At 41.7% G+C, this 19,391-nt stretch carries 25 protein-coding genes; 20 read left to right on the forward strand and 5 right to left on the reverse strand.

The features are described 5' to 3' along the window. Positions 1 to 73: 73 nt before the first annotated feature. Both N9I19_RS07540 and N9I19_RS07545 read left to right on the forward strand, forming a co-directional pair. On the forward strand, positions 74 to 1,825 hold the full coding sequence (locus tag N9I19_RS07540) for a peptidoglycan D,D-transpeptidase FtsI family protein (RefSeq protein WP_317777396.1): 1,752 nt from the start codon (positions 74 to 76) through the stop codon (positions 1,823 to 1,825). 87 nt (positions 1,826 to 1,912) lie between these two features. Next, positions 1,913 to 2,602: a YrrS family protein gene (locus tag N9I19_RS07545; RefSeq protein WP_317777397.1), complete on the forward strand. Its 690-nt coding sequence runs from the start codon at positions 1,913 to 1,915 to the stop codon at positions 2,600 to 2,602. A 67-nt stretch (positions 2,603 to 2,669) separates the two neighbouring features. Here the strand turns inward: N9I19_RS07545 and N9I19_RS07550 are convergent, their stop codons facing one another. Beyond that, positions 2,670 to 2,882: a DUF2536 family protein gene (locus N9I19_RS07550; protein ID WP_061464144.1), complete on the reverse strand. Its 213-nt coding sequence runs from the start codon at positions 2,880 to 2,882 to the stop codon at positions 2,670 to 2,672. Between the two features lie 537 nt (positions 2,883 to 3,419). Here N9I19_RS07550 and N9I19_RS07555 point away from each other — a divergent pair. The 7 genes from N9I19_RS07555 to N9I19_RS07585 all read left to right on the forward strand — a co-directional run bounded on the left by N9I19_RS07555 (position 3,420) and on the right by N9I19_RS07585 (position 8,173). Then, positions 3,420 to 3,614: a hypothetical protein gene (locus tag N9I19_RS07555; protein WP_317777398.1), complete on the forward strand. Its 195-nt coding sequence runs from the start codon at positions 3,420 to 3,422 to the stop codon at positions 3,612 to 3,614. 40 nt (positions 3,615 to 3,654) lie between these two features. Beyond that, on the forward strand, positions 3,655 to 4,293 hold the full coding sequence (locus N9I19_RS07560; protein ID WP_317777399.1) for a class I SAM-dependent DNA methyltransferase: 639 nt from the start codon (positions 3,655 to 3,657) through the stop codon (positions 4,291 to 4,293). A gap of 16 nt (positions 4,294 to 4,309) precedes the next feature. Continuing rightward, on the forward strand, positions 4,310 to 5,005 hold the full coding sequence (gene mtnN / locus N9I19_RS07565; protein WP_061464142.1) for a 5'-methylthioadenosine/S-adenosylhomocysteine nucleosidase: 696 nt from the start codon (positions 4,310 to 4,312) through the stop codon (positions 5,003 to 5,005). A gap of 94 nt (positions 5,006 to 5,099) precedes the next feature. Beyond that, positions 5,100 to 6,026: a PLP-dependent cysteine synthase family protein gene (locus N9I19_RS07570; RefSeq protein ID WP_317777400.1), complete on the forward strand. Its 927-nt coding sequence runs from the start codon at positions 5,100 to 5,102 to the stop codon at positions 6,024 to 6,026. A 1-nt stretch (position 6,027) separates the two neighbouring features. After that, positions 6,028 to 7,164: a bifunctional cystathionine gamma-lyase/homocysteine desulfhydrase gene (locus tag N9I19_RS07575; RefSeq protein ID WP_089361565.1), complete on the forward strand. Its 1,137-nt coding sequence runs from the start codon at positions 6,028 to 6,030 to the stop codon at positions 7,162 to 7,164. A 115-nt stretch (positions 7,165 to 7,279) separates the two neighbouring features. Beyond that, entirely contained in the window at positions 7,280 to 7,546 is a 267-nt protein-coding gene (locus N9I19_RS07580; protein WP_284470189.1) for a YrhC family protein, read from the forward strand. A gap of 486 nt (positions 7,547 to 8,032) precedes the next feature. Further along, on the forward strand, positions 8,033 to 8,173 hold the full coding sequence (locus N9I19_RS07585) for a YrzI family small protein (protein ID WP_081108862.1): 141 nt from the start codon (positions 8,033 to 8,035) through the stop codon (positions 8,171 to 8,173). A gap of 381 nt (positions 8,174 to 8,554) precedes the next feature. Here the strand turns inward: N9I19_RS07585 and N9I19_RS07590 are convergent, their stop codons facing one another. Further along, the gene (locus tag N9I19_RS07590; RefSeq protein ID WP_141133596.1) at positions 8,555 to 8,743 is read right to left on the reverse strand and encodes a hypothetical protein; all 189 of its coding nucleotides are present in this window, start codon (positions 8,741 to 8,743) and stop codon (positions 8,555 to 8,557) included. Positions 8,744 to 8,932: 189 nt separating this feature from the next. Between N9I19_RS07590 and sigK the strand changes: the two genes are divergently transcribed. After that, entirely contained in the window at positions 8,933 to 9,655 is a 723-nt protein-coding gene (gene sigK / locus N9I19_RS07595; protein WP_061464138.1) for an RNA polymerase sporulation sigma factor SigK, read from the forward strand. A 195-nt stretch (positions 9,656 to 9,850) separates the two neighbouring features. Here sigK and N9I19_RS07600 read toward each other — a convergent pair whose 3' ends face one another. Continuing rightward, positions 9,851 to 10,153: a hypothetical protein gene (locus tag N9I19_RS07600; RefSeq protein WP_061464137.1), complete on the reverse strand. Its 303-nt coding sequence runs from the start codon at positions 10,151 to 10,153 to the stop codon at positions 9,851 to 9,853. Positions 10,154 to 10,313: 160 nt separating this feature from the next. On the opposite strand from N9I19_RS07600, the gene N9I19_RS07605 reads away from it, so the two are divergent. Continuing rightward, a complete protein-coding gene (locus N9I19_RS07605; protein ID WP_317777401.1) occupies positions 10,314 to 12,104 on the forward strand; it encodes a M3 family oligoendopeptidase in 1,791 nt (596 codons plus the stop codon). A 66-nt stretch (positions 12,105 to 12,170) separates the two neighbouring features. On the opposite strand, the gene pssA is transcribed toward N9I19_RS07605, so the two are convergent. Further along, the gene (pssA, locus tag N9I19_RS07610; RefSeq protein ID WP_061464135.1) at positions 12,171 to 12,710 is read right to left on the reverse strand and encodes a CDP-diacylglycerol--serine O-phosphatidyltransferase; all 540 of its coding nucleotides are present in this window, start codon (positions 12,708 to 12,710) and stop codon (positions 12,171 to 12,173) included. Between the two features lie 135 nt (positions 12,711 to 12,845). Here pssA and N9I19_RS07615 point away from each other — a divergent pair, with 135 nt between their 5' ends. Beyond that, positions 12,846 to 13,631 carry a phosphatidylserine decarboxylase gene (locus N9I19_RS07615; protein ID WP_089361563.1) on the forward strand — a complete coding sequence of 262 codons (786 nt, stop codon included), beginning with the start codon at positions 12,846 to 12,848 and terminating at the stop codon, positions 13,629 to 13,631. A gap of 54 nt (positions 13,632 to 13,685) precedes the next feature. Here the strand turns inward: N9I19_RS07615 and N9I19_RS07620 are convergent, their stop codons facing one another. Continuing rightward, positions 13,686 to 13,826, reverse strand: coding sequence for a sporulation histidine kinase inhibitor Sda (locus N9I19_RS07620; protein ID WP_034311351.1), 141 nt, complete (start codon positions 13,824 to 13,826; stop codon positions 13,686 to 13,688). 464 nt (positions 13,827 to 14,290) lie between these two features. Between N9I19_RS07620 and N9I19_RS07625 the strand changes: the two genes are divergently transcribed. Genes N9I19_RS07625 through N9I19_RS07660 form a run of 8 tightly spaced genes read left to right on the forward strand, consistent with a single transcriptional unit; the run spans position 14,291 to position 19,303 of the window. Next, positions 14,291 to 14,812, forward strand: a complete 522-nt coding sequence (locus tag N9I19_RS07625; protein WP_061464133.1) for a YqeG family HAD IIIA-type phosphatase — start codon at positions 14,291 to 14,293, stop codon at positions 14,810 to 14,812. Then, positions 14,809 to 15,918 (forward strand): ribosome biogenesis GTPase YqeH, encoded by a 1,110-nt coding sequence (gene yqeH, locus N9I19_RS07630; RefSeq protein WP_411730416.1) that lies wholly within the window; start codon positions 14,809 to 14,811, stop codon positions 15,916 to 15,918. The genes N9I19_RS07625 and yqeH overlap by 4 nt, the downstream gene beginning before the upstream one ends. A gap of 19 nt (positions 15,919 to 15,937) precedes the next feature. Next, positions 15,938 to 16,780 (forward strand): shikimate dehydrogenase, encoded by an 843-nt coding sequence (gene aroE, locus N9I19_RS07635; RefSeq protein ID WP_317777403.1) that lies wholly within the window; start codon positions 15,938 to 15,940, stop codon positions 16,778 to 16,780. Then, complete coding sequence (gene yhbY / locus N9I19_RS07640; protein ID WP_061464130.1) at positions 16,774 to 17,064, forward strand: ribosome assembly RNA-binding protein YhbY; 291 nt, start codon at positions 16,774 to 16,776, stop codon at positions 17,062 to 17,064. Before aroE ends, yhbY begins: the two co-directional genes overlap by 7 nt. Before the next feature lie 11 nt (positions 17,065 to 17,075). Beyond that, entirely contained in the window at positions 17,076 to 17,645 is a 570-nt protein-coding gene (locus N9I19_RS07645) for a nicotinate-nucleotide adenylyltransferase (protein WP_061464129.1), read from the forward strand. Next, positions 17,635 to 18,207 (forward strand): bis(5'-nucleosyl)-tetraphosphatase (symmetrical) YqeK, encoded by a 573-nt coding sequence (yqeK, locus tag N9I19_RS07650; protein WP_317777404.1) that lies wholly within the window; start codon positions 17,635 to 17,637, stop codon positions 18,205 to 18,207. The genes N9I19_RS07645 and yqeK overlap by 11 nt, the downstream gene beginning before the upstream one ends. Beyond that, complete coding sequence (rsfS, locus tag N9I19_RS07655; protein ID WP_057218744.1) at positions 18,207 to 18,563, forward strand: ribosome silencing factor; 357 nt, start codon at positions 18,207 to 18,209, stop codon at positions 18,561 to 18,563. The genes yqeK and rsfS overlap by 1 nt, the downstream gene beginning before the upstream one ends. Continuing rightward, positions 18,560 to 19,303, forward strand: coding sequence for a class I SAM-dependent DNA methyltransferase (locus tag N9I19_RS07660; protein WP_125160706.1), 744 nt, complete (start codon positions 18,560 to 18,562; stop codon positions 19,301 to 19,303). Before rsfS ends, N9I19_RS07660 begins: the two co-directional genes overlap by 4 nt. Positions 19,304 to 19,391: the final 88 nt, after the last annotated feature.

Genomic DNA, 19,391 nt, shown 5'->3' on the forward strand with positions numbered 1-19,391 from the left:
AATGAATTGATAAATTTGTTCATAATTGTTTAAAAATTCGCACCTCGTCAACAATGGTTACGAGGTGTATTTTATGAAAAAGAAACGAATGAGGTTGCTGGCTATTTTATTGACCACTTTCATGCTGATGCTCATAGGAAGGCTCGCCTACATCCAACTTGTATCGACAGAATCTTTTTCAAAGCATGATGTGAACCTAATAGAAGCAAGTGTGAATCAGCGTTCACAGATATTAAAGATTGATGATGGGCGTGGAAAGTTTTATGACAGAAATGGGGAACCACTTGCACATGAAGAGATCCCGACGCTCGTCCTATTTCCATTTTTGAAAAAAATGACATGGCCTATAGATGAAATTGCCTCGATAATAGGCAGATCGGAAACGGAGTTGAAACGGGCAATTGAACAAGCGGATGAACCATTTGTATTTGGCGGAGATGAACCGATAGAGTTGACGCCCAGCCAATCGAAGGCAATCAATCAATTGAAGATTCCCGGGGTCTTTGCCGTGAACGAGAAATTATATCACGATCAAACCCCTGCAGCGCAATTGATCGGCACGACGAATATATCAGATGCGGAAAAGAAAAAACGTTATCCCGACATGAATTTATCTCCTGAAACGAAAATCGGCAATACGGGACTGCAAAGGACCTTTGATGAGTTCTTGCTTTCCGCTGGGGAATCGAAGCTCGTTTTTCACGTGGATGCCAGCGGAGGCCCAATGTTCGGTGTCGATGTTAAATATGTGGAACCAGCGAATCCCCTCTACCCAGTCAAGGTCGTAACGACCATTGATAAAGAGATTCAGGAAAAAGCGGAGAAGCTCGTCGATGAACGCGGGATAAAAAAAGGCGGTCTCGTGCTGATCGATATCGAAAAAAGTGAAATCGTTGCAATGGTATCACGCCCTGCGCTTAATATAAAAGATCCGAATGGCGAAGGGGCCGTCAATATGATGCTGACTCAAAAAACGCCAGGTTCCGTCTTTAAAACGGTCACGGCAGCAGCGGCCATCGATTATGAAGCGGCTAGTCCTACCAGGACATTTAATTGTAATTTAACGATTGACGGGAAAACGGATAAACAGAGGGAACTGGGCATGCTTAATTTTGAAAATAGCTTTGCCCAAAGCTGTAACAGGACGTTTGCCGAATTGTCACAGGAAATTTCTAAGAAGAATCCTGACTTTTTGGATAAATACGCAAAAATGCTAGGGTTGATTGGCGAAACGGGCTGGCAAGGGGATGTTTATCACACGAAAGTTACCCAGTTGCATCATGAACAAACCGGGAAGGTCTGGCATGATGACGGCTTAAAAAAGGACCCCAAAATGATTGCCAAAACAGCAATTGGCCAGCAGGATGTCCAGACGACACCGCTCGCTATAGCGAATATGATGGCAACGATTGCCCGCGGTGGCAAGAAGGAACAGGTCAAAGCCGTTTCTAGGGTCGAATTTAACAATAGTACGACCGTAGTCGATTTCCCCGATCAAAGTATTGGCGGTGAGACACTTTCCCCATATACAACGATGAAAATGCAGCACCTTCTGAGAAAGGTCGTAACGGAAGAAAAAGGGACGGGTGCTTCCTTGAGAGATTTGCCTGTGGAGGTAGCTGGCAAGTCTGGTACAGCTCAGACGAATATTGAAAAAGGGGAGCTCAATAAATGGTTTGCAGGCTACTTTCCATATAAAAATCCCAAATATGCTCTAGTTACCGTAAGTTTTGAAACGAAGGAAAACAGTTCCAGCATGACGCCTCTTTTTTCAGATATTGTAAAAGTCTTGTACTCCAAGGACCAGGACAATAGCGAGAATTGACGAAAAGTGTAGGAAACCCTTCCCTTCTATCTCTAGCTAAATCATGTTAAAATGAGGCAGTAAGAAATGGTAAGGGAGGAATGGACCTTGGGCTCACGTTTTAATCAGAGAGATCAAAAAAGAAAAGTAAATAAAATATATAATATTGCAATCACCATCGTTTCCATTTTAATCGTCATTGTTGCTGTCACCATTTTCTTAAGTGATGGTGGCACTGAATCAAAAAAAGCCACGACTGAACAAAAGCAAATCGCCGATAAACAGGGGAAAGTAGTGGACAAACCTGCTGGGAAAGAGGAAGAAACCGATTCAGGGAAGGAAGTGGCAGAAGAAGATAGTAAAGCAACAGAAGAAGATGGCAAAGCAACGGAGGAAGATACCGAAGAGAAGTCTGAAGATGGAACAGACCCAGAAAAAGCAGGGGATGCCAAACTTGTGGAAGTGGAAGGCAGCGGAGATGGCAACGTCGCGGCTACATATACGAGTGAGGGCTGGAAACCAGTTGGAACTGAGCAAACCGGGGAACACACTACAAGCTTCCAAAAAGGCTCAGTCGATTGGAATGAAATGAGTAAGGCCATTGCTCTTGGAGCCGGAATCGATGAAGGAAGCATGAGACTTTGGTGGCTTCAAAACGGCGGTTCGCCTAATACGGCGATCGGTACCGTTTCTGAGGGGAACAGTCCAAAAACCTTCCGGGTCCATATCGAATGGGTGGACGGATCAGGTTGGAAGCCTGTAAAAGTCGAAGAGCTGAAAACAAACGATAAAAGGTAATGGATAAAAAAATATTAACGAAAAACCCCCGAAAGGAATTCCACTTTTCGGGGGTTTTTCATTGTGGTCACTTTTTTGCTTTAAAGTGTACGACTGCACTGTAAAAACGTCTGCCTTCCTCGCTTACATACATTTGGTGTGATACGGATTGAACCTGAAGCATGATCGCTTTATTGATTTCAATTTGTGATTGAATTTTTTCCTCGAGGTTTTTAATGCTTTCTGCCTCGAAAAATTCTATTTTATCTTCGAATAAGTTTAAGTCTAGTTGAAAACTCATGACTGTTCCCCTCCAACATTTAGATACTGTTAGTTTAACACCAATCTGAACTGAATGAATGGATTTGCCTAAAAAACAAGAACTGTTTTTGTGTTTATTTCATATTATGCTGATAGGTTTTATTATCTAATCATAGGGGCAGAGAAATTTATAGATTTATTTGAAGAATGGTCGAAATCGTATGATGATACGGTGGTGGACACGATATTGAGTATCAAGACGTTATTAAACATTTTGATAGGCTATTGGAAAGTTCACCAATTAGGCTTATGGTCACGTGCTACAAGGCCTGCGTAGGTACAAGGAATCTATTGAACAGCGGAAGCCTTTCCGCCGATTATTCTATATTGCATAAACCTCATTAAACTGGTAGGATAACTTAGAAAGGTGTCCTGATATGACAGTCCTTCCTAACATCCATGAGTTGATTGGGGAGAAGACGGTGATTTGAAATCACGCATTTCCGGTTACTGAATGAAGTCCGTATCTTTGGCTAACTGGAATACTTTAATCCGGGAGGAAACCAAGGGGATATGGATGGCATTTTTACCTATCTATATGGATGAAACGAATTTTGATAAGATCCATTCGATAAGCGATCGTGAATTGACGATTAAAGAAGGCCTGTTTGTCGGCAATTCTTTTGGCGCGGCATTTGCAGCGGCCATGAAGGAGGCAGCCAAGGCTTCAAGTGGGGGCGAATATCGTTGTGATATTCCCGGATTCCAGTGAACGATACTTTAGAAAAAAATTTATCAGGGTGGTATATAAAATGGGCAGAGAATTTATAGAATTATTCGAGGAATGGTCGAAATCGTATGATGATACGGTTGGTGGACACGATATTGAGTATCAAGAGGTTTTTAAACATTATGATAGGATATTGGACAGCGTCACCAATCGGGTTCATGGCCATGTGCTTGAGTTTGGCGTAGGTACCGGGAATTTGACGGAAAGGCTTTTGAAGAAAGGCCTGAAGGTATCGGGAATCGAGCCATCACCTGCCATGAGGGAAATAGCGGTAAGCAAGTTGCAAGGGAAAACAGAAATTGTAGATGGCGATTTTATCGATTTTCCGAAGCCGGAACAGGTTGATTCGATCGTGAGTACGTACGCGTTTCATCATTTAACCGATGAAGAAAAAGAAAAAGCGATAGCCAGCTATGGAAAGTTACTGAATACTGGTGGTAAAATAGTGTTTGCGGATACGATGTATCAATCCAGGGAAGCGCATGAACAAGCGATTTCTGATGCAAGGCAGGCGGGCTTTCATAATTTGGCGAACGATTTGCAAACGGAATATTATACGACGATTCCTTTTTTGGAAAAAGCACTTGAAGCAAATGGATATAAAGTGAACTTCGAGCGCTGCAATCAATTTGTCTGGATTATGGAGGCGGAAAAATTATAGGAAGAGGTTTTTACTAATGAAAGTAGCCATAATCGGAGCAATGGAAGAAGAAGTTACAATTTTACGTGATAAATTGGAAGGTTTGGAGCAGGTGACCATTGCCGGTTCCGAGTTCAATACAGGCACACTGAATGGTATCGAGGTCATTTTGCTTAAATCGGGAATAGGTAAAGTGAATGCGGCAATGTCCACTACGATCCTTTTAGAAAAATTCAAACCGGATGCGGTCATCAATACTGGCTCTGCCGGCGGTTATCATACAGCACTGAATGTCGGGGATGTGGTCATATCCTCGGAAGTTCGCCATCATGATGTGGACGTGACGATTTTTGGATATGAGTACGGTCAAGTCCCTCAGCTGCCTGCAGCTTTCATCCCTGATGAAAAACTTCTTGCAATCGCAGAAGAAGCAGCTAAAGAAATAGAGAATATGCAAGTGGCGAAAGGGCTGATCGTGACGGGGGATTCTTTCATGAATGATCCTGACAGGGTTGAATTCGTCAGAGGGAAATTTTCCGATTTATACGCGGTGGAAATGGAAGCGGCAGCCATTGCACAGGTAGCCTTCCAATTCAAAACACCATTTGTCATCATTCGTTCCCTTTCGGATATCGCAGGTAAGGAGTCCAATATTTCCTTTGATAAATTCCTGGAAACGGCGGCTCTACATTCAGCGGCACTGATTTTGAAAATGGTTGAAAAAATGAAATGAATGATTAGTGATCAGCGGAAGTCTTTCCGCTGATTATTCTTTATTGCATAATTCTTATTAAATTGGTAGGATAACTTTGAAAGGATGTCCGAATATGAAAGTCTTTAAAAACATTCATGAGTTGATCGGGGAAACGCCGATGATGGAAATAACCCATTTCCCGCTTCCAGATGAAGTCCGTATCTTTGCCAAACTGGAATACTTTAATCCGGGAGGCAGTGTGAAGGACCGGCTTGGTCAAGAACTTTTAGCCCAAGCGTTACAGACAGGGAAGGTGAAAAAGGGTGGGACAATCATTGAACCGACTGCCGGAAATACTGGGATTGGCTTGGCGTTGGCGGCAATAAACAGTGGAGTGGACGTGATATTTTGTGTTCCGGAGAAATTCAGTGCCGAGAAACAGGAATTGATGCGTGCCCTTGGGGCCAAAGTGATCCAGACCCCGACAGAGGAAGGAATGACAGGAGCGATTGCGAAGGCTAAGGAACTGCTGGCTGAAATTCCAGGATCTTATTGTCCTCAACAGTTTGCCAACCCATCCAATCCTGATGCCTATTATAAAACGCTGGGACCTGAAATATGGGAACAGATGGATGGCGATGTAGATGTGTTTGTTGCCGGAGCAGGAACGGGAGGGACATTCATGGGAACATCGCGATATTTAAAAGAAAAGAATGAAGCTTCTGTCAAAACGGTCATAGTCGAACCAGAAGGATCGATTTTAAACGGAGGCAAAGCAGGACCCCATAAAACCGAGGGGATAGGGATGGAATTTTTACCTGCTTATATGGATGAGACGTATTTTGATCAGATTCATACGATAAGTGATCGTGACGCTTTCCATATGGTGAAGGAATTGGCGATGAAAGAAGGCTTGCTTGTCGGCAGTTCTTCCGGCGCGGCATTTGCAGCGGCCATGAAAGAAGCGGCCAAGGCTGACCGGGGGACGAATATCGTCGTCGTATTTCCGGATTCCAGTGAACGATACTTAAGCAAAAAAATTTATCAGGGAGGTATATAAAATGAGAAAAAAAACACAATTGATCCATGGCGGCATTTTTGGTGATGAAAAAACAGGCGCGGTTTCGGTGCCGATTTATCAAGTGAGCACCTATAAGCAGGATGGTCCGGGGAATCATCGGGGATATGAATATTCCCGTACGGGCAACCCAACCCGCCATGCCCTCGAGGAATTGATCAAGGACCTCGAAGAAGGAGAAAGAGGATTCGCCTTCGGGTCAGGAATGGCAGCGATGACGGCGGTCATGATGCTGTTCAGTCAAGGTGATCATGTATTGATGACAGATGACGTTTATGGAGGGTCCTTCCGGGTCATCACGAAAGTTCTTAACCGCTTCGGGGTGGAAGCTACGTTCATCAATACGAGTGACATACACTCGATCGAAAAAGAGATCAGGGATAATACGAAGGCACTTTTCATTGAAACCCCGACGAACCCATTATTGAAGATCACTGATCTAGAGGCGGTATCAAAAATAGCTAAAGAAAACGGCATCCTCACCATTGTGGATAATACCTTCAGTACGCCATATTGGCAAAATCCACTTACACTTGGAGCCGATATCGTGCTTCATAGCGCTACGAAGTACCTGGGGGGACACAGCGATGTTGTAGCGGGCCTTGTCGTGGTGAATGATGAAAAACTTGGCAATGACCTTCATTTCATCCAGAACTCTACAGGGGGCGTGCTAGGGCCCCAAGATTCATGGTTGCTAATGCGTGGAATTAAAACGCTGGGAATTCGAATGGAAGAACATGAAAAAAATACATCTCGTATCGTCCGTTTCCTATCCGGGCATGAAGGCGTTTCGAAAATCTATTACCCAGGTCTTGAAAACCATCCAAACCATGATATTGCAAAAAAACAATCGCGTGGCTTCGGCGGTATGGTTTCATTCGATGTCGGCAGTGCCGAAAAAGCCGAATCGGTTTTGAGTAAAGTGAAATTCTTCACACTTGCTGAAAGTCTAGGGGCAGTGGAAAGCTTAATTTCGATTCCGGCCTTGATGACGCATGCCTCGATTCCGGCAGAGCGCCGTGCAGAGCTAGGAATAACAGATGGGTTGATTCGTATTTCAGTTGGTCTGGAAGACGTTGAAGACTTATTGGAAGACTTGGAACAAGCGCTAAAAGGATAAATCGGAAGAGGGACCGCTTCATAGCTTGCTGCCATTATTTACACCCTGTCATTTGGAATGAATATGGTAAAATGAGATATCGATATCTTATTAGCTTGAAAGAAGGTGGAATGGCATGAAAAACCGAAAAAAACAAACGGCTGCAATGCTGCGTTCGAAAATGGTCGATTTTAAACAATTTGCGATCACCTTGCTATGTGTCGGCTCGTTCTTCTATTTAGGAACCATCCTTCCCACTGGCGACAAAGCAATGATTGACACATATGTCTATATGGGAGCGACAATCATGTTCCTTGGCATATCCATAGTATTTTTCCGATTATCCAAAAAATATAAAAAGACCCTGGCGGAAATGGATGACCAGGACTCTTTACAACAATAGAAAAAAACCTGATTCTTTCAAGAATCAGGTTTTTTTGTTTATCTTATTGCCCGTTATATGGGCAGATATATCCTACCCATTGCCTCATTTAAGTGATAATGGCTAAGTGGAAATAGGAAGAAAGAAAGAGATTTCAAAAAAATGGGCAAAAGCCGTTTACAAATATCGAATTTGTGGATATACTTACCAGGTAATATAAAATATTCCAAAGGGAGGTCGAGGAAAATGAAATTGTATTTATATGGAATCGTCACAAATCAGATCAGCCGGTCCGTTTCAAATAACAATCACATACCATTCGACCTGTGCCAAGCGGAATATTTCTAAAGCAATTTGGCTTTATTAATCATTCAGACATAGCGGCCGCAGGGAGAAGTGTTTTATCCTGCGGCCTTTTTATATTCAAAAAATCCCGCAGGAGGACGTAACTTTCTGCGGCCTTTTTATGCCTTTTTGTTGGGCCGCTCCCTTAAAGGAGGTGATATTATGACACTGAATATGCTTTTCTTCACCATCACGATTAAATTGAAAAAAATGACTGCCGAGGAATGTTTGCAACAGGAGAGAATCCACAAGATCCGAGAAGAACATCTAGATAAAGCGCTGAAGCATCGTCCTTTTTTCTAAAGAGATATGAGGTTGGTATTCCATAAATGATTTTTAAGAAAGGTGGGAGGGTAATTTGGATAAATTGGTATATGTAAAAGGAGAGAAGCGTTGCTATTGGCAGGAGAAGGATACCGGCTAACGGTTTTGCCGACGTTTCACAGTATAGACATGGTTTGTATAAAAAAATGTTCACCTAAACAGCGGAAAAGGATGTTGGAAACATGATGAATCGCGGTGAGGAGTGATCCATCATGTTCTCAATGTAGATGACGCTAATTAACACTGAGGTCATCGGAACTGAGATATCCGTAAATGTTTCCGTTGAGCCTATCATCCGCTGAAATGAATATGTAAAAGGGGAAACTCGGCACTCTGGCCGAGTTTTTTTCTTTGTTTGCATCAGCAGCACGGACCTGGTCCGCCATAACCAAACCCACATCCCGGGAACCACCAAAACCCGAAAATGAGCAATAAAATCAAGAGGACAATAAACAGGCCATAACTAAACAAGTAACCGGATCCTTCACAACAAGGTGCAGGAGGCGGATAACCATAGCTGCACCCGTATGGTCCAAAGTTATATCCCATCCTAAAACCCCTCCTTTCCTTAAAAATTCACTTTCATTATATGTACGTTTGTATTCGTCCGTTTGGGAATTCATCCATTCTGGTTTGAACATTTAATACTTTCATGATTTCTTTCAGTGGGACAGACACGTACAAGCCCACAGTTGCATAGGTATGAATAGGGAAGCAAAGAAACGGGGGATGAAACCAATGCCCGGAATACTTACAGCTGTCGGCTATATTATCAAAGAATTTTACTTATTAGTTTCCTATGTGAAAAACAACGCTTTTCCCCAGCCCTTGTCATCTCAGGATGAAAAGAAATATCTAAAGCTTATGAGTGAGGGAGATGGTGATGCCCGTAACATCCTGATCGAGCATAATCTCAGGCTTGTTGCCCATATCGTCAAGAAATTCGAGAATACGGGCGAAGATACAGAGGATTTGATTTCAATAGGAACAATTGGTTTGATAAAGGCCATTGAGAGTTATTCGGATGGGAAGGGTACGAAGCTGGCCACATATGCGGCGCGATGCATTGAGAATGAGATCTTGATGCATTTACGAGCGACTAAGAAAACGAAAAAAGATATTTCCCTGCATGATCCAATCGGTCAGGATAAAGAAGGAAATGAAATCAGTTTAATCGATGTACTGAAATCGGAATCGGAAGATGTCATCGATACGATTCAGCTTAATATGGAAATTGAAAAAGTGAAAAAGTATATTGATATTTTGGATGAACGGGAAAAGGAAGTCATTGTCGGCAGGTTCGGACTGGATTTAAAAAAGGAAAAAACCCAGCGTGAAATCGCTAAAGAGCTTGGCATTTCCCGCAGTTATGTATCAAGGATCGAAAAGCGTGCCTTGATGAAGATGTTTCACGAATTTTACAGGGCAGAAAAAGAGAAGGAAAAGAAAGCAAAAGGATAGGAATGCTAAAATTCAAAAGAGTGCGGGGGAATTCCCCCGCACTCTATTTTTTTAATATTTATTTCTGATCATATCTGCAAATGCATGATAAATCTCGATCCCCTGAAAAAGGAACATACGTGAAGCGGTTAAAGAAAATACCCCTATCATAATAAGTCTGAACCACATATTAATCACTCCTCGATTTTATTTTTTTTATAAAATGTCAGAGTGTGTGGCAACGTAATTCGCCTGAAAAAAAACTGGACTGAGATATCGTCGGCGAAGATTTGAATGAAAATAAAGGAAACTTAAAATGGAAAATTCAAAAATGATAATAATGATAATGGACTGCCAGGAACTAAGGAAAGGGACGAAAGGCAGTTTCTTGTCGGCCTTTTCCCAGTGATGAACATCAATGTGCTCTTCAAGGGTTAGCTGCTGTCCGTGATGATGGAACTGTATCGGCAGTGTCCATAGAATTAGGACGATAGCAGACAAGTGGATAAAGAATTTCATATAATCAACCACCCCTTTCCGAAGAATATATTCATCATATCATGCTTTTATTGCGGGATAAACAAAAATGTTCTGAAGTATACTGAAAATTCTTTTAAATTAGAAAAATATTGAATGAAGCTCTATAATAGGATTATTGATAAAAAGGGGGCAATGCAGTATGGGATATTCTTTGACGTGGGATTTGGATATCTTTTTTAAAGGGGGAAGCTCCTCTAAGGAGTTCCTGCTTTTCTTAAATGAAATTAACGAAGAGGTAGGGGAATTGGACCGGCTTGTTAGCAAAATCAATCCAGAAGGAAACGATGGTGGAAGTTTAATCCAGGCATTTGATTTTTTAAAAAATACAAATATGAAATCGTCTCAGGCAGGTGCTTTCATCGGATGCCTGGAAGCTCAAAATGCGCAGGATAAAAAGGCAGGTCAGCTGCGGATCAAACAAATGAAGATAGTCGCTTCACTAAAAATGGTGTTAAGCAAGCTGGATGAAAAGTTGATACAGCTTGATGATGCGTTTTTTAAAAAAATCCTTGAAAAAGAACCTTTGAATGAATTGAAATTCGTATTGAACGAACGTCGGGAACGGGCAAAGGAAAAGCTTTCAGTTAAGGAAGAATCATTAATCACTCAATTGTCCATGGACGGTTTCGAAGGCTGGAGCCAAATGTATGATACGATCGTTGGTTCAATGACTATCCCTCATAAGGGTGAAAATCTTTCTGTAGGCCAAGCGGCGAATAAATTTTCGGATCCTGATGGAAAGGCCCGGAAAGAATTATTTACTGCTTGGGAACAAGCTTGGGGGGGGAAAAGTGACCTTTTTGCCCGGACTTTGAACCACTTAGCAGGATTTCGTCTCAGTGTGAATGATAAAAGGGGCTGGGATGATATTTTGAAGGAGCCTCTGGAAATAGGGAGGATGAAAAAGGAAACCCTCGAAAGCATGTGGAATGTAATTGCCGATCATAAGGAGCCGCTTGTGCGATTTTTGCAAAGGAAGGCAGAGTTACTTGATTTGGATAAATTAAGTTGGGCGGATTTGGATGCACCGCTCGCTGTTACAGCAGAATCCAAAGTAATGGATTATCAAGAAGGTGCAGACTTCATCGTTCAGCAATTCTCTAAATTCGGCTCTCAATTAGCACATTTCGCCCAAAAAGCTTTTGAGGACAGCTGGATTGAAGCGGAGGACAGACCAGGTAAGAGGCCAGGCGGTTTTTGCACGGGCTTTCCATTAAATAAGCAGTCAAGAATTTTCATGACGTACTCGGGTACCCCTTCAAATGTATCGACATTGGCCCATGAATTGGGGCATGCGTTCCATTCTTATGCGATGAGGGAAATCCATCCATTGAACCGGTCATATGCAATGAACGTGGCTGAAACTGCCTCTACTTTTGCTGAAATGGTCGTAGCGGATGCAGCTGTGAAGGAAGCGGCCAGTGAGGAAGAAAAGCTGGTTCTTTTAGAAGATAAAATTCAGCGTTCCGTAACATTATTGATGAATGTCCATGCCCGTTTCTTATTCGAGACAAGATTTTATGATGAGAGGAAACAAGGATATGTCAGTGCCGAACGATTGAATGAACTGATGGTTGATGCACAAAAAGAAGCTTATGGTGATGCGTTAAGTGATTATAATCCAACGTTCTGGGCTTCAAAGCTTCATTTCTATATTACAGGTGTACCATTTTATAATTTTCCGTATACATTCGGCTACTTATTCTCTTTAGGCATTTACGCGAATGCCCTGAAAGAGCCGGCAGGATTCGAAGAAAAATATATCGCCCTATTAAAGGATACTGGTTCGATGAAGGTCGAGGATTTGGCGGACAAACATTTAGGCGTCGATTTGACGACCCGGGATTTTTGGGAAGAAGCAGTTAATGCCTGTATGAAGGATGTAGAAGAATTCATGCGTTTGACCGATCCGCTTGTCCGAAAGGCATAAAATTAGTTTAGGGTGAATATGAACAAAAAAAGCGGATGTCCGAGTTAAGGACATCCGCTTTCTTATTTAAACTTTCTTTAGTTTAAATGGACTGACCATGAGTAATGATAATATAATCATGAGGGATAAGAAAAAGACCGGATGAAAATACGGGATAGCGAGAAAACTTAAGGTAGCGATACAGCCTGCAACCGTAATGGGAACTCCTGTAAAATATCCATTGCTTTCACTTATATTGAAGCGGGCGAGGCGAAATGCACCACAGCCAATATAGAAAACCGTGAATAGTGTGCCAGGTGCCCCGAATTCTATTAATATTCCTTGGTATAATAATAGGGCTGGTGCGACGCCAAAAGAAATGATGTCACACATGGAATCAAGTTGCTTACCCAATTCCGATTCAATGTTAAACTTTCGTGCAACCATACCGTCAAAGCGATCTGCAAGGGCAGCCAAGAAGATTAAAAGCAGGCTTAAATTCAATTGGCCATGCATCACGGCAATTATCGCAAATCCACCAAGGGATAAATTAATTAAAGTAAGTATATTTGCTGTTTGTGCTTTCACTTTTTTAATGGTTTGATCTAGGGCGTGTAATAAAAACATCTTTTCACTCCTTTCAAATGAAACAAAATAAAACAAAATATAATAAACATAAGTATTTATTATATAATAATATTTTATTTAACACAATTTATGCAAGTGATTTTTGAATAATTTTACAATTTGGAGTGGTTTTATTTGTATCAGTCTTTGTATCGCATTCTTATTGAACTGACGAATGGTCGGTATTCATCAGGTTTATTAAAGCATTTTAGCCAATCTCGTTGGAGCAGGCCCTTGATTTTACTATATGTAAAAACTTTCAACCTTAATCAACAAGAATTTGGTAAGGATTTAAAAGGGTATACGAATCTTCATGAGCTATTTACAAGGCGGTTAAAGGCGGACGCCAGGCCTATTACGGCAGCTCCTTCTGCAGTGGCTTCTCCCGTCGACGGTGTACTCGAGGATTCAGGGGAGATACGCGCTGATAAAAAGATCGTCGTTAAGGGAAAGGTGTATTCAATGGAGGAGATGCTCGGGGATGAGCTTTTTTTGGAAAAGTACTTAGGCGGCAAATATCTCGTGTTATACTTAAGCCCGAGTCATTACCACAGGATCCATGCACCAATCAAGGGCTCCGTGGTCAAACGCTGGACTCTTGGAAGGAAATCGTACCCCGTTAATAAATGGGGAATGAAATATGGAAAAGAGCCTTTGGCAAAAAATTATCGTACAATAACTGAACTTAAAAATGAAGCGGGAAGTCTGGCAATGGTGAAAGTCGGAGCCATGTTCATAAATTCGATCGTCATTACTGATGAATCGGATGAATTGGAAAAAGGACAGGAATTTTCTTATTTCAGCTTTGGGTCGACAGTGGTCCTTCTTTTTGAAAAAGGCAGTTTTGAACTTGAAGGAAACATAACCATCCCCGCTGATGTCCGTGTCGGTGAAACAATCGGATTCATGAGACCCGTCTAACTTCAAATGAAAAATAAGAAGGCTGACATTTGATGTCAGCCTATGTATTTCATATTAGAATATTGATCGGATTTTATGTGTTAAGGATCTTCGATGAATTTCCGTTTCTATGAGGCGGATGAAATCGGTACTTAACTTTAAATTCTGCGCTTTAAAATAGGATTCCAGCAACAGGTCATCAGATAGTTTTTGCATCAGAACGCCATATACGGCTGCTCACCTCCAGTAGGGATTGCGAGGAATAATTTGGTGTTTACTTGCATATATTGATAAGTCTTCCTTGATGTACCCCTACTGTATCAGAAATAAACTTGGAGAACAATCGTTCTGTTATCCACAGTTAAAAGTGGATAACCTGTGGTTAAGTTGTTTACAAGGTGAACGAAATGATGCACATCAGTATGGATAATGTTAGTAAAGTTATCCACAGGTTGGATAAATGAAATTTTTGTCGAAATCTTTTAGGAATAATTAGTTCTTTGGGTCTGGTTTACCTGCTAATTTCCCATTCTTTAATAAAAAATGCCTTTCCATATCAGAAAACATACATTATGATGTTTTTTTACCGTCAGACCTTCTTTCCTAATTTTTTTTGAAAGTGAGCCGAAAATTCGATATGATGGAGACGGTAAATTTTAATGAAAATATAGAGGTGCAATATGCTTAAATTATTTTTGCCGAGTGAACATGTTAAAAGCATTTTTAATATAGATCCTCAAGAATTGAAAAAAAGAGGGATAAAGGGAGTTATCACCGATTTGGATAATACTCTCGTTGAATGGGACAGGCCAACAGCCACCCCCGATTTAATCAAATGGTTCGACAATATGCGGGATCATGGGATTTTAGTGACGATTGTGTCCAATAATAATGAAAAACGGGTTCGGTCTTTTTCCGATCCGCTTCACATTCCGTTTATCTTCCAGGCCAGAAAACCGATGGCAAGAGCCTTCCATAAAGCCCGTAAGACGATGGGATTGAAGTTAGAAGAAACGGTGGTAATCGGCGATCAATTATTGACGGATGTATTGGGAGGGAACAGAGGCGGGTTCCATACGATCTTAGTGGTCCCTGTTGCGCAGACCGATGAATTCAGAACGAAGATCAATCGTTATTTTGAAAGAAAGATCATGGCGTTTTTTAAACGAAAAGGAATGATAGAATGGGAGGATCACAATTGAACAATCATCAAGAATTAGTGTGCATCGGCTGTGGTGTGAAGGTCCAGACGGAAGATCCGAAGGAGTTGGGCTATGCCCCTAAATCAGCCCTGGAAAAAGAGAGCATCGTCTGTCAGCGCTGCTTTAAATTGAAACATTATAACGAAGTTCAGGATGTGTCCTTAACTGACGATGACTTCTTGAAAATCTTGAATAAAGTAGGCGAAACCGATTCTTTAATCGTCAAAATCGTCGATATTTTTGATTTCAATGGAAGCTGGCTTCCGGGCCTGCATCGATTTGTCGGAAGAAATGATGTTCTTTTGATCGGTAATAAGGTCGACTTATTGCCTAAATCAGTAAAACCGAACAAGTTGATCAATTGGATGAAGCAATCGTCCAAGGAATTGGGGCTTAACCCGATTGATGTCCTGCTTGTCAGTGCGGAAAAGGGAAAACACATCCTTGAAGCGGCTGATGCGATTGAGCGGTATCGCAAAGGTAAGGATGTCTATGTCGTGGGCTGTACGAATGTAGGTAAATCGACGTTCATCAACCGTCTTATAAAAGAAGTGAGTGGTGAAGGTGATATCATCACGACATCCCACTTCCCAGGCACAACCCTGGATATGATCGAAATTCCTTTGGATGATGGACAGGCTTTGATCGATACACCAGGTATCATTAATCATCATCAAATGGCTCATTATGTGGACAAACGGGACTTCAAGGTGATTATGCCGAAGAAGGAAATCAAGCCGAGAGTGTACCAACTGAATGAAGGGCAGACACTATTTTTCGGTGGATTGGCCCGGTTGGACTATGTCTCAGGCGGAAGGCGTTCACTCACTTGCTACCTTTCGAATGAATTGAATATCCACCGTACGAAATTGGAAAATGCCGATGAATTGTATAAAAACCATGCCGGGGAATTATTGACGCCCCCACGCCCTGAACAAATCGAGGAGTTTCCGAAGCTGATTCCACATGAATTTTCCTTGAAAGATGGTAAAATGGATATTGTGTTTTCTGGACTTGGCTGGGTTACGGTCAATGAGCCAGGAGCGAAAATCGTTGCACATGTCCCTAAGGGTGTCAATGTGATCGTTCGTAAATCATTAATCTAATATAGGGGTCGTCTAGTCTATGAAAAAGATATATGGGGTAATGGGAGATCCAATTGCACATTCGATGTCCCCGGACATTCATAATGATGCATTTGAAAAAGAAAATATAGAAGCGGTTTATCATCATTTTCATGTGACGAAAGAAGGTTTGAACGATGCCGTGAAAGGCATGAAAGCCCTTGGTATAGAAGGGTTTAACATCACGATTCCTCATAAGACGTCAATCATCCCTTTCCTTGATGAAGTGGATGAACTGGCCCTGGCAATCGGGGCTGTAAATACGGTTGTTAACAAAAATGGTCGGTTTATAGGGTATAATACAGACGGAAAAGGATTTTTCAAATCTTTATGCGATGAAATATCAGGTGACATTAAGGCTAAAAAAACGTTAGTGATCGGAGCGGGCGGTGCTGCGCGTGCGATTTATTTTACTCTTGTTAAAGAAGGGGTAAAACAAGTTGATATTGCAAACCGGACAAAGGAAAGAGCGGCCCAGCTTGTTTCTGATTGCCCATATGATAAAGTATCGAAGGCACTCTCGATTATCGAAGCGGAAGAAAGCTTATCACAATATGATTTAATCATCCAAACGACTTCTTCTGGAATGAGTCCGGAATTGGACCATTCACCGTTGAAGGTCGACCAGCTTAAAACCGGTGCAATCGTCTGTGATATCATCTATAACCCTCTGCAAACCAAGCTGCTGCTTGAAGCGCGGGAAAAAGGGGCGGAAACGCAAAATGGTCTGGGGATGTTCATCAACCAGGCTGCGCTTGCATTTGAGATATGGACAGGCGTTATGCCGGATACAGCAAGAATGACAGAGATTGTCTTGAACAAACTAGGAGGTAACACATGTTAACAGGAAAACAGAAAAGATTTTTACGATCAAAGGCCCATCACCTCAATCCAATTTTTCAAGTTGGTAAAGGCGGGGTCAATGATAATCTCATCAAGCAAATTGGTGAGGCGCTTGAAGTACGTGAATTAATAAAGGTCAGCATCCTGCAAAACTGTGAAGAGGACCGCAATGATGTGGGACGTTCTTTATCAAAAGGTGCAAGAGCGGAATTGGTTCAGATTATCGGCAACACAATTGTGCTGTATAAAGAATCAAGAGAAAACAAACAACTTAAATTACCTTAAGGAACCTATCTATGAAAAAAATTGGAATTCTTGGCGGTACATTCAATCCTCCACATATTGGGCATTTAATAATAGCGAATGAAGTGTTGGATGCCCTTGAGCTAGATGAAATTAGATTCATGCCAAATCATGTTCCTCCCCATAAAGAAAAATCGGAGGAAGTAACCGATATGGACAGGCTGGCTATGTTGGAAAACGCGATAGCCGGAAACCCATCTTTTTATATTGAAGGTATTGAAATAGAAAGAAAAGGCACATCTTATACGTATGATACGATAAAATTGCTGAAAGAACTTGAGCCAACCAATGAGTTCTATTTCATAATTGGCGCAGATATGATTGAGTATTTACCGAATTGGCACCGTATTGACGAGCTGGTGGACATGGTCAATTTCGTTGGGGTGAAGCGCCCCGGTTATAATGAAAAGACCGTATACCCAATCACGATGGTGAAAGTCCCTCAGATGTTCATTTCCTCTTCCATGATACGGAGGAAGCTAAGAACGGGGAAAACCGTGAAATATTTAATAGCAGATCCAGTGGTGAAGTATATTAAAGGGAATGGTTTATATGAATCGTGAGAAAGCATTGGCGCTGGTCAAAGAACAAATTACCGAGCGCCGGTACATTCATACCTTGGGCGTGGTCGGATCAGCGATTGAACTTGCTGAACTGTATGGTGCCGACGTCAAAAAGGCAGAATTGGCAGCAATTTTTCATGATTATGCAAAATTTCGTCCAAAAGAGGAAATGAAGCAAATAATAATCGCTGAAAAAATGGCGCCGGAGTTACTTGATTATGATATGGAGCTGTGGCATGCTCCAGTCGGGGCTTTTCTCGTGAAAAAGGAAGCGGGTATCACTGACGTAGAAATATTGGATGCGATTGCCTATCACACGTCTGGCAGGGTTGGCATGAGCCTTTTGGATAAGGTCATATACCTTGCTGACTATATTGAGCCGGGACGTTCTTTCCCTGGAGTCGACGAAGTCAGGCTGACAGCAAAGCGAAATTTGGATCATGCTGTCATTCAGGCTTTAAGGAATACAGTTGTTTTTTTAATGAAAAGAAATCAGGCAATTTACCCTGACACATTTAAGACATATAATGATTTGATCATGAATTTGAAGGAGAAGATGTAATGACTGAACGTGAACTTCTTGTAATTGCAGCAAAAGCGGCAGATGATAAAAGAGCGGAGGATATCGTAGCATTGAATATGCAAGGTATTTCCCTTGTAGCGGATTACTTTTTGATCTGCCACGGTAATTCTGAAAAACAAGTACAAGCAATAGCTCGTGAAATGAAGAGCAAAGCTGATGAATCAGGAATCAATGTAAAACGTCTTGAAGGTTTTGACGAAGCGAAATGGGTGCTTGTGGATCTTGGCGATGTAGTGGCCCACATTTTCCATAAGGATGAAAGAAACTATTATAACCTTGAACGTTTATGGGGAGATGCACCTTTTGAAGATCTAGAGAGTGAACTGACTCCATGACTTATGAACGCTTTGCCTATGTATACGATGAATTGATGAAGGATGCACCCTATGAAAAATGGCTGTTGATCCTTACGGCGAAGCTGGAACAGTACGGAATTGGTGGAAGGAAAGTCCTGGATTTAGCTTGTGGAACCGGGGAAATGACCGTTGAATTGGCACAACACGGATTTGAAGTCACCGGCGTGGATTTATCTGATGAAATGCTTCTTGTTGCCAATGAAAAAGCGGTGAGGCTTGGATTATCGATTCCACTTTTCCAACAGAATATGGCAGAACTCGAGGGACTTGGTCAATTTGACTGTGTCACGATTTTTTGTGATTCGCTGAACTACCTTCGCGACGAGGCGGACATAGTAAAAACGTTCAGCAGGGTTCATGAGCATTTAAAGGATGGCGGATTATTCTTGTTCGATATCCATTCGATTTATAAAATGGAAAAAATCTTTCATGATAATACGTTTGCTGTCAATGATGAGGAAGTATCCTATATATGGGACTGTTTCCCGGGGGAAGAACCTTACAGTGTGGAACATGATTTAAGTTTTTTCGTGAGGGACGATGAAAGTGGTCTGTACGACCGTTTTGATGAGTTGCATTATCAACGGACCTATCCGGTTGAACAATACAAAAAGTGGTTGAAGGAAGCAGGTTTTACGGTTTCTGAAATACTGGCGGATCTTGAAGAAGCACCGCTTGTAACGGAAACCGAAAGAATCTTGTTTGTAGCCAGTAAATGAAAGAAGAGGTCAAGATCCCCGTTCGTACATCCCTGTACGAGTGAAGGTCTGACCTCTTCTTTTTTTTATTTTTAGAAGGAAATGAGAT

Origin of the sequence: Peribacillus sp. CSMR9 (assembly GCF_033141925.1) — a bacterium.
GTDB classification, from domain to species: Bacteria; Bacillota; Bacilli; order Bacillales; family DSM-1321; genus Peribacillus; species Peribacillus simplex_A.

Bases quoted from the DNA above. Each gene is read 5' to 3' on its own strand.
- N9I19_RS07605 (WP_317777401.1), top strand. From the start codon at position 10,314: ATGGGATATTCTTTGACGTGGGATTTGGATATCTTTTTTAAAGGGGGA.
- sigK (WP_061464138.1), top strand. From the start codon at position 8,933: ATGCCCGGAATACTTACAGCTGTCGGCTATATTATCAAAGAATTTTAC.
- N9I19_RS07645 (WP_061464129.1), top strand. From the start codon at position 17,076: ATGAAAAAAATTGGAATTCTTGGCGGTACATTCAATCCTCCACATATT.
- N9I19_RS07585 (WP_081108862.1), top strand. From the start codon at position 8,033: ATGACACTGAATATGCTTTTCTTCACCATCACGATTAAATTGAAAAAA.
- N9I19_RS07590 (WP_141133596.1), bottom strand. From the start codon at position 8,743: ATGGGATATAACTTTGGACCATACGGGTGCAGCTATGGTTATCCGCCT.
- N9I19_RS07560 (WP_317777399.1), top strand. From the start codon at position 3,655: ATGGGCAGAGAATTTATAGAATTATTCGAGGAATGGTCGAAATCGTAT.
- N9I19_RS07575 (WP_089361565.1), top strand. From the start codon at position 6,028: ATGAGAAAAAAAACACAATTGATCCATGGCGGCATTTTTGGTGATGAA.
- N9I19_RS07600 (WP_061464137.1), bottom strand. From the start codon at position 10,153: ATGAAATTCTTTATCCACTTGTCTGCTATCGTCCTAATTCTATGGACA.
- yqeK (WP_317777404.1), top strand. From the start codon at position 17,635: ATGAATCGTGAGAAAGCATTGGCGCTGGTCAAAGAACAAATTACCGAG.
- N9I19_RS07580 (WP_284470189.1), top strand. From the start codon at position 7,280: ATGAAAAACCGAAAAAAACAAACGGCTGCAATGCTGCGTTCGAAAATG.
- pssA (WP_061464135.1), bottom strand. From the start codon at position 12,710: ATGTTTTTATTACACGCCCTAGATCAAACCATTAAAAAAGTGAAAGCA.
- N9I19_RS07555 (WP_317777398.1), top strand. From the start codon at position 3,420: ATGGCATTTTTACCTATCTATATGGATGAAACGAATTTTGATAAGATC.
- N9I19_RS07620 (WP_034311351.1), bottom strand. From the start codon at position 13,826: ATGCAAAAACTATCTGATGACCTGTTGCTGGAATCCTATTTTAAAGCG.
- yhbY (WP_061464130.1), top strand. From the start codon at position 16,774: ATGTTAACAGGAAAACAGAAAAGATTTTTACGATCAAAGGCCCATCAC.
- N9I19_RS07550 (WP_061464144.1), bottom strand. From the start codon at position 2,882: ATGAGTTTTCAACTAGACTTAAACTTATTCGAAGATAAAATAGAATTT.
- aroE (WP_317777403.1), top strand. From the start codon at position 15,938: ATGAAAAAGATATATGGGGTAATGGGAGATCCAATTGCACATTCGATG.
- N9I19_RS07570 (WP_317777400.1), top strand. From the start codon at position 5,100: ATGAAAGTCTTTAAAAACATTCATGAGTTGATCGGGGAAACGCCGATG.
- N9I19_RS07660 (WP_125160706.1), top strand. From the start codon at position 18,560: ATGACTTATGAACGCTTTGCCTATGTATACGATGAATTGATGAAGGAT.
- N9I19_RS07540 (WP_317777396.1), top strand. From the start codon at position 74: ATGAAAAAGAAACGAATGAGGTTGCTGGCTATTTTATTGACCACTTTC.
- N9I19_RS07625 (WP_061464133.1), top strand. From the start codon at position 14,291: ATGCTTAAATTATTTTTGCCGAGTGAACATGTTAAAAGCATTTTTAAT.
- mtnN (WP_061464142.1), top strand. From the start codon at position 4,310: ATGAAAGTAGCCATAATCGGAGCAATGGAAGAAGAAGTTACAATTTTA.
- rsfS (WP_057218744.1), top strand. From the start codon at position 18,207: ATGACTGAACGTGAACTTCTTGTAATTGCAGCAAAAGCGGCAGATGAT.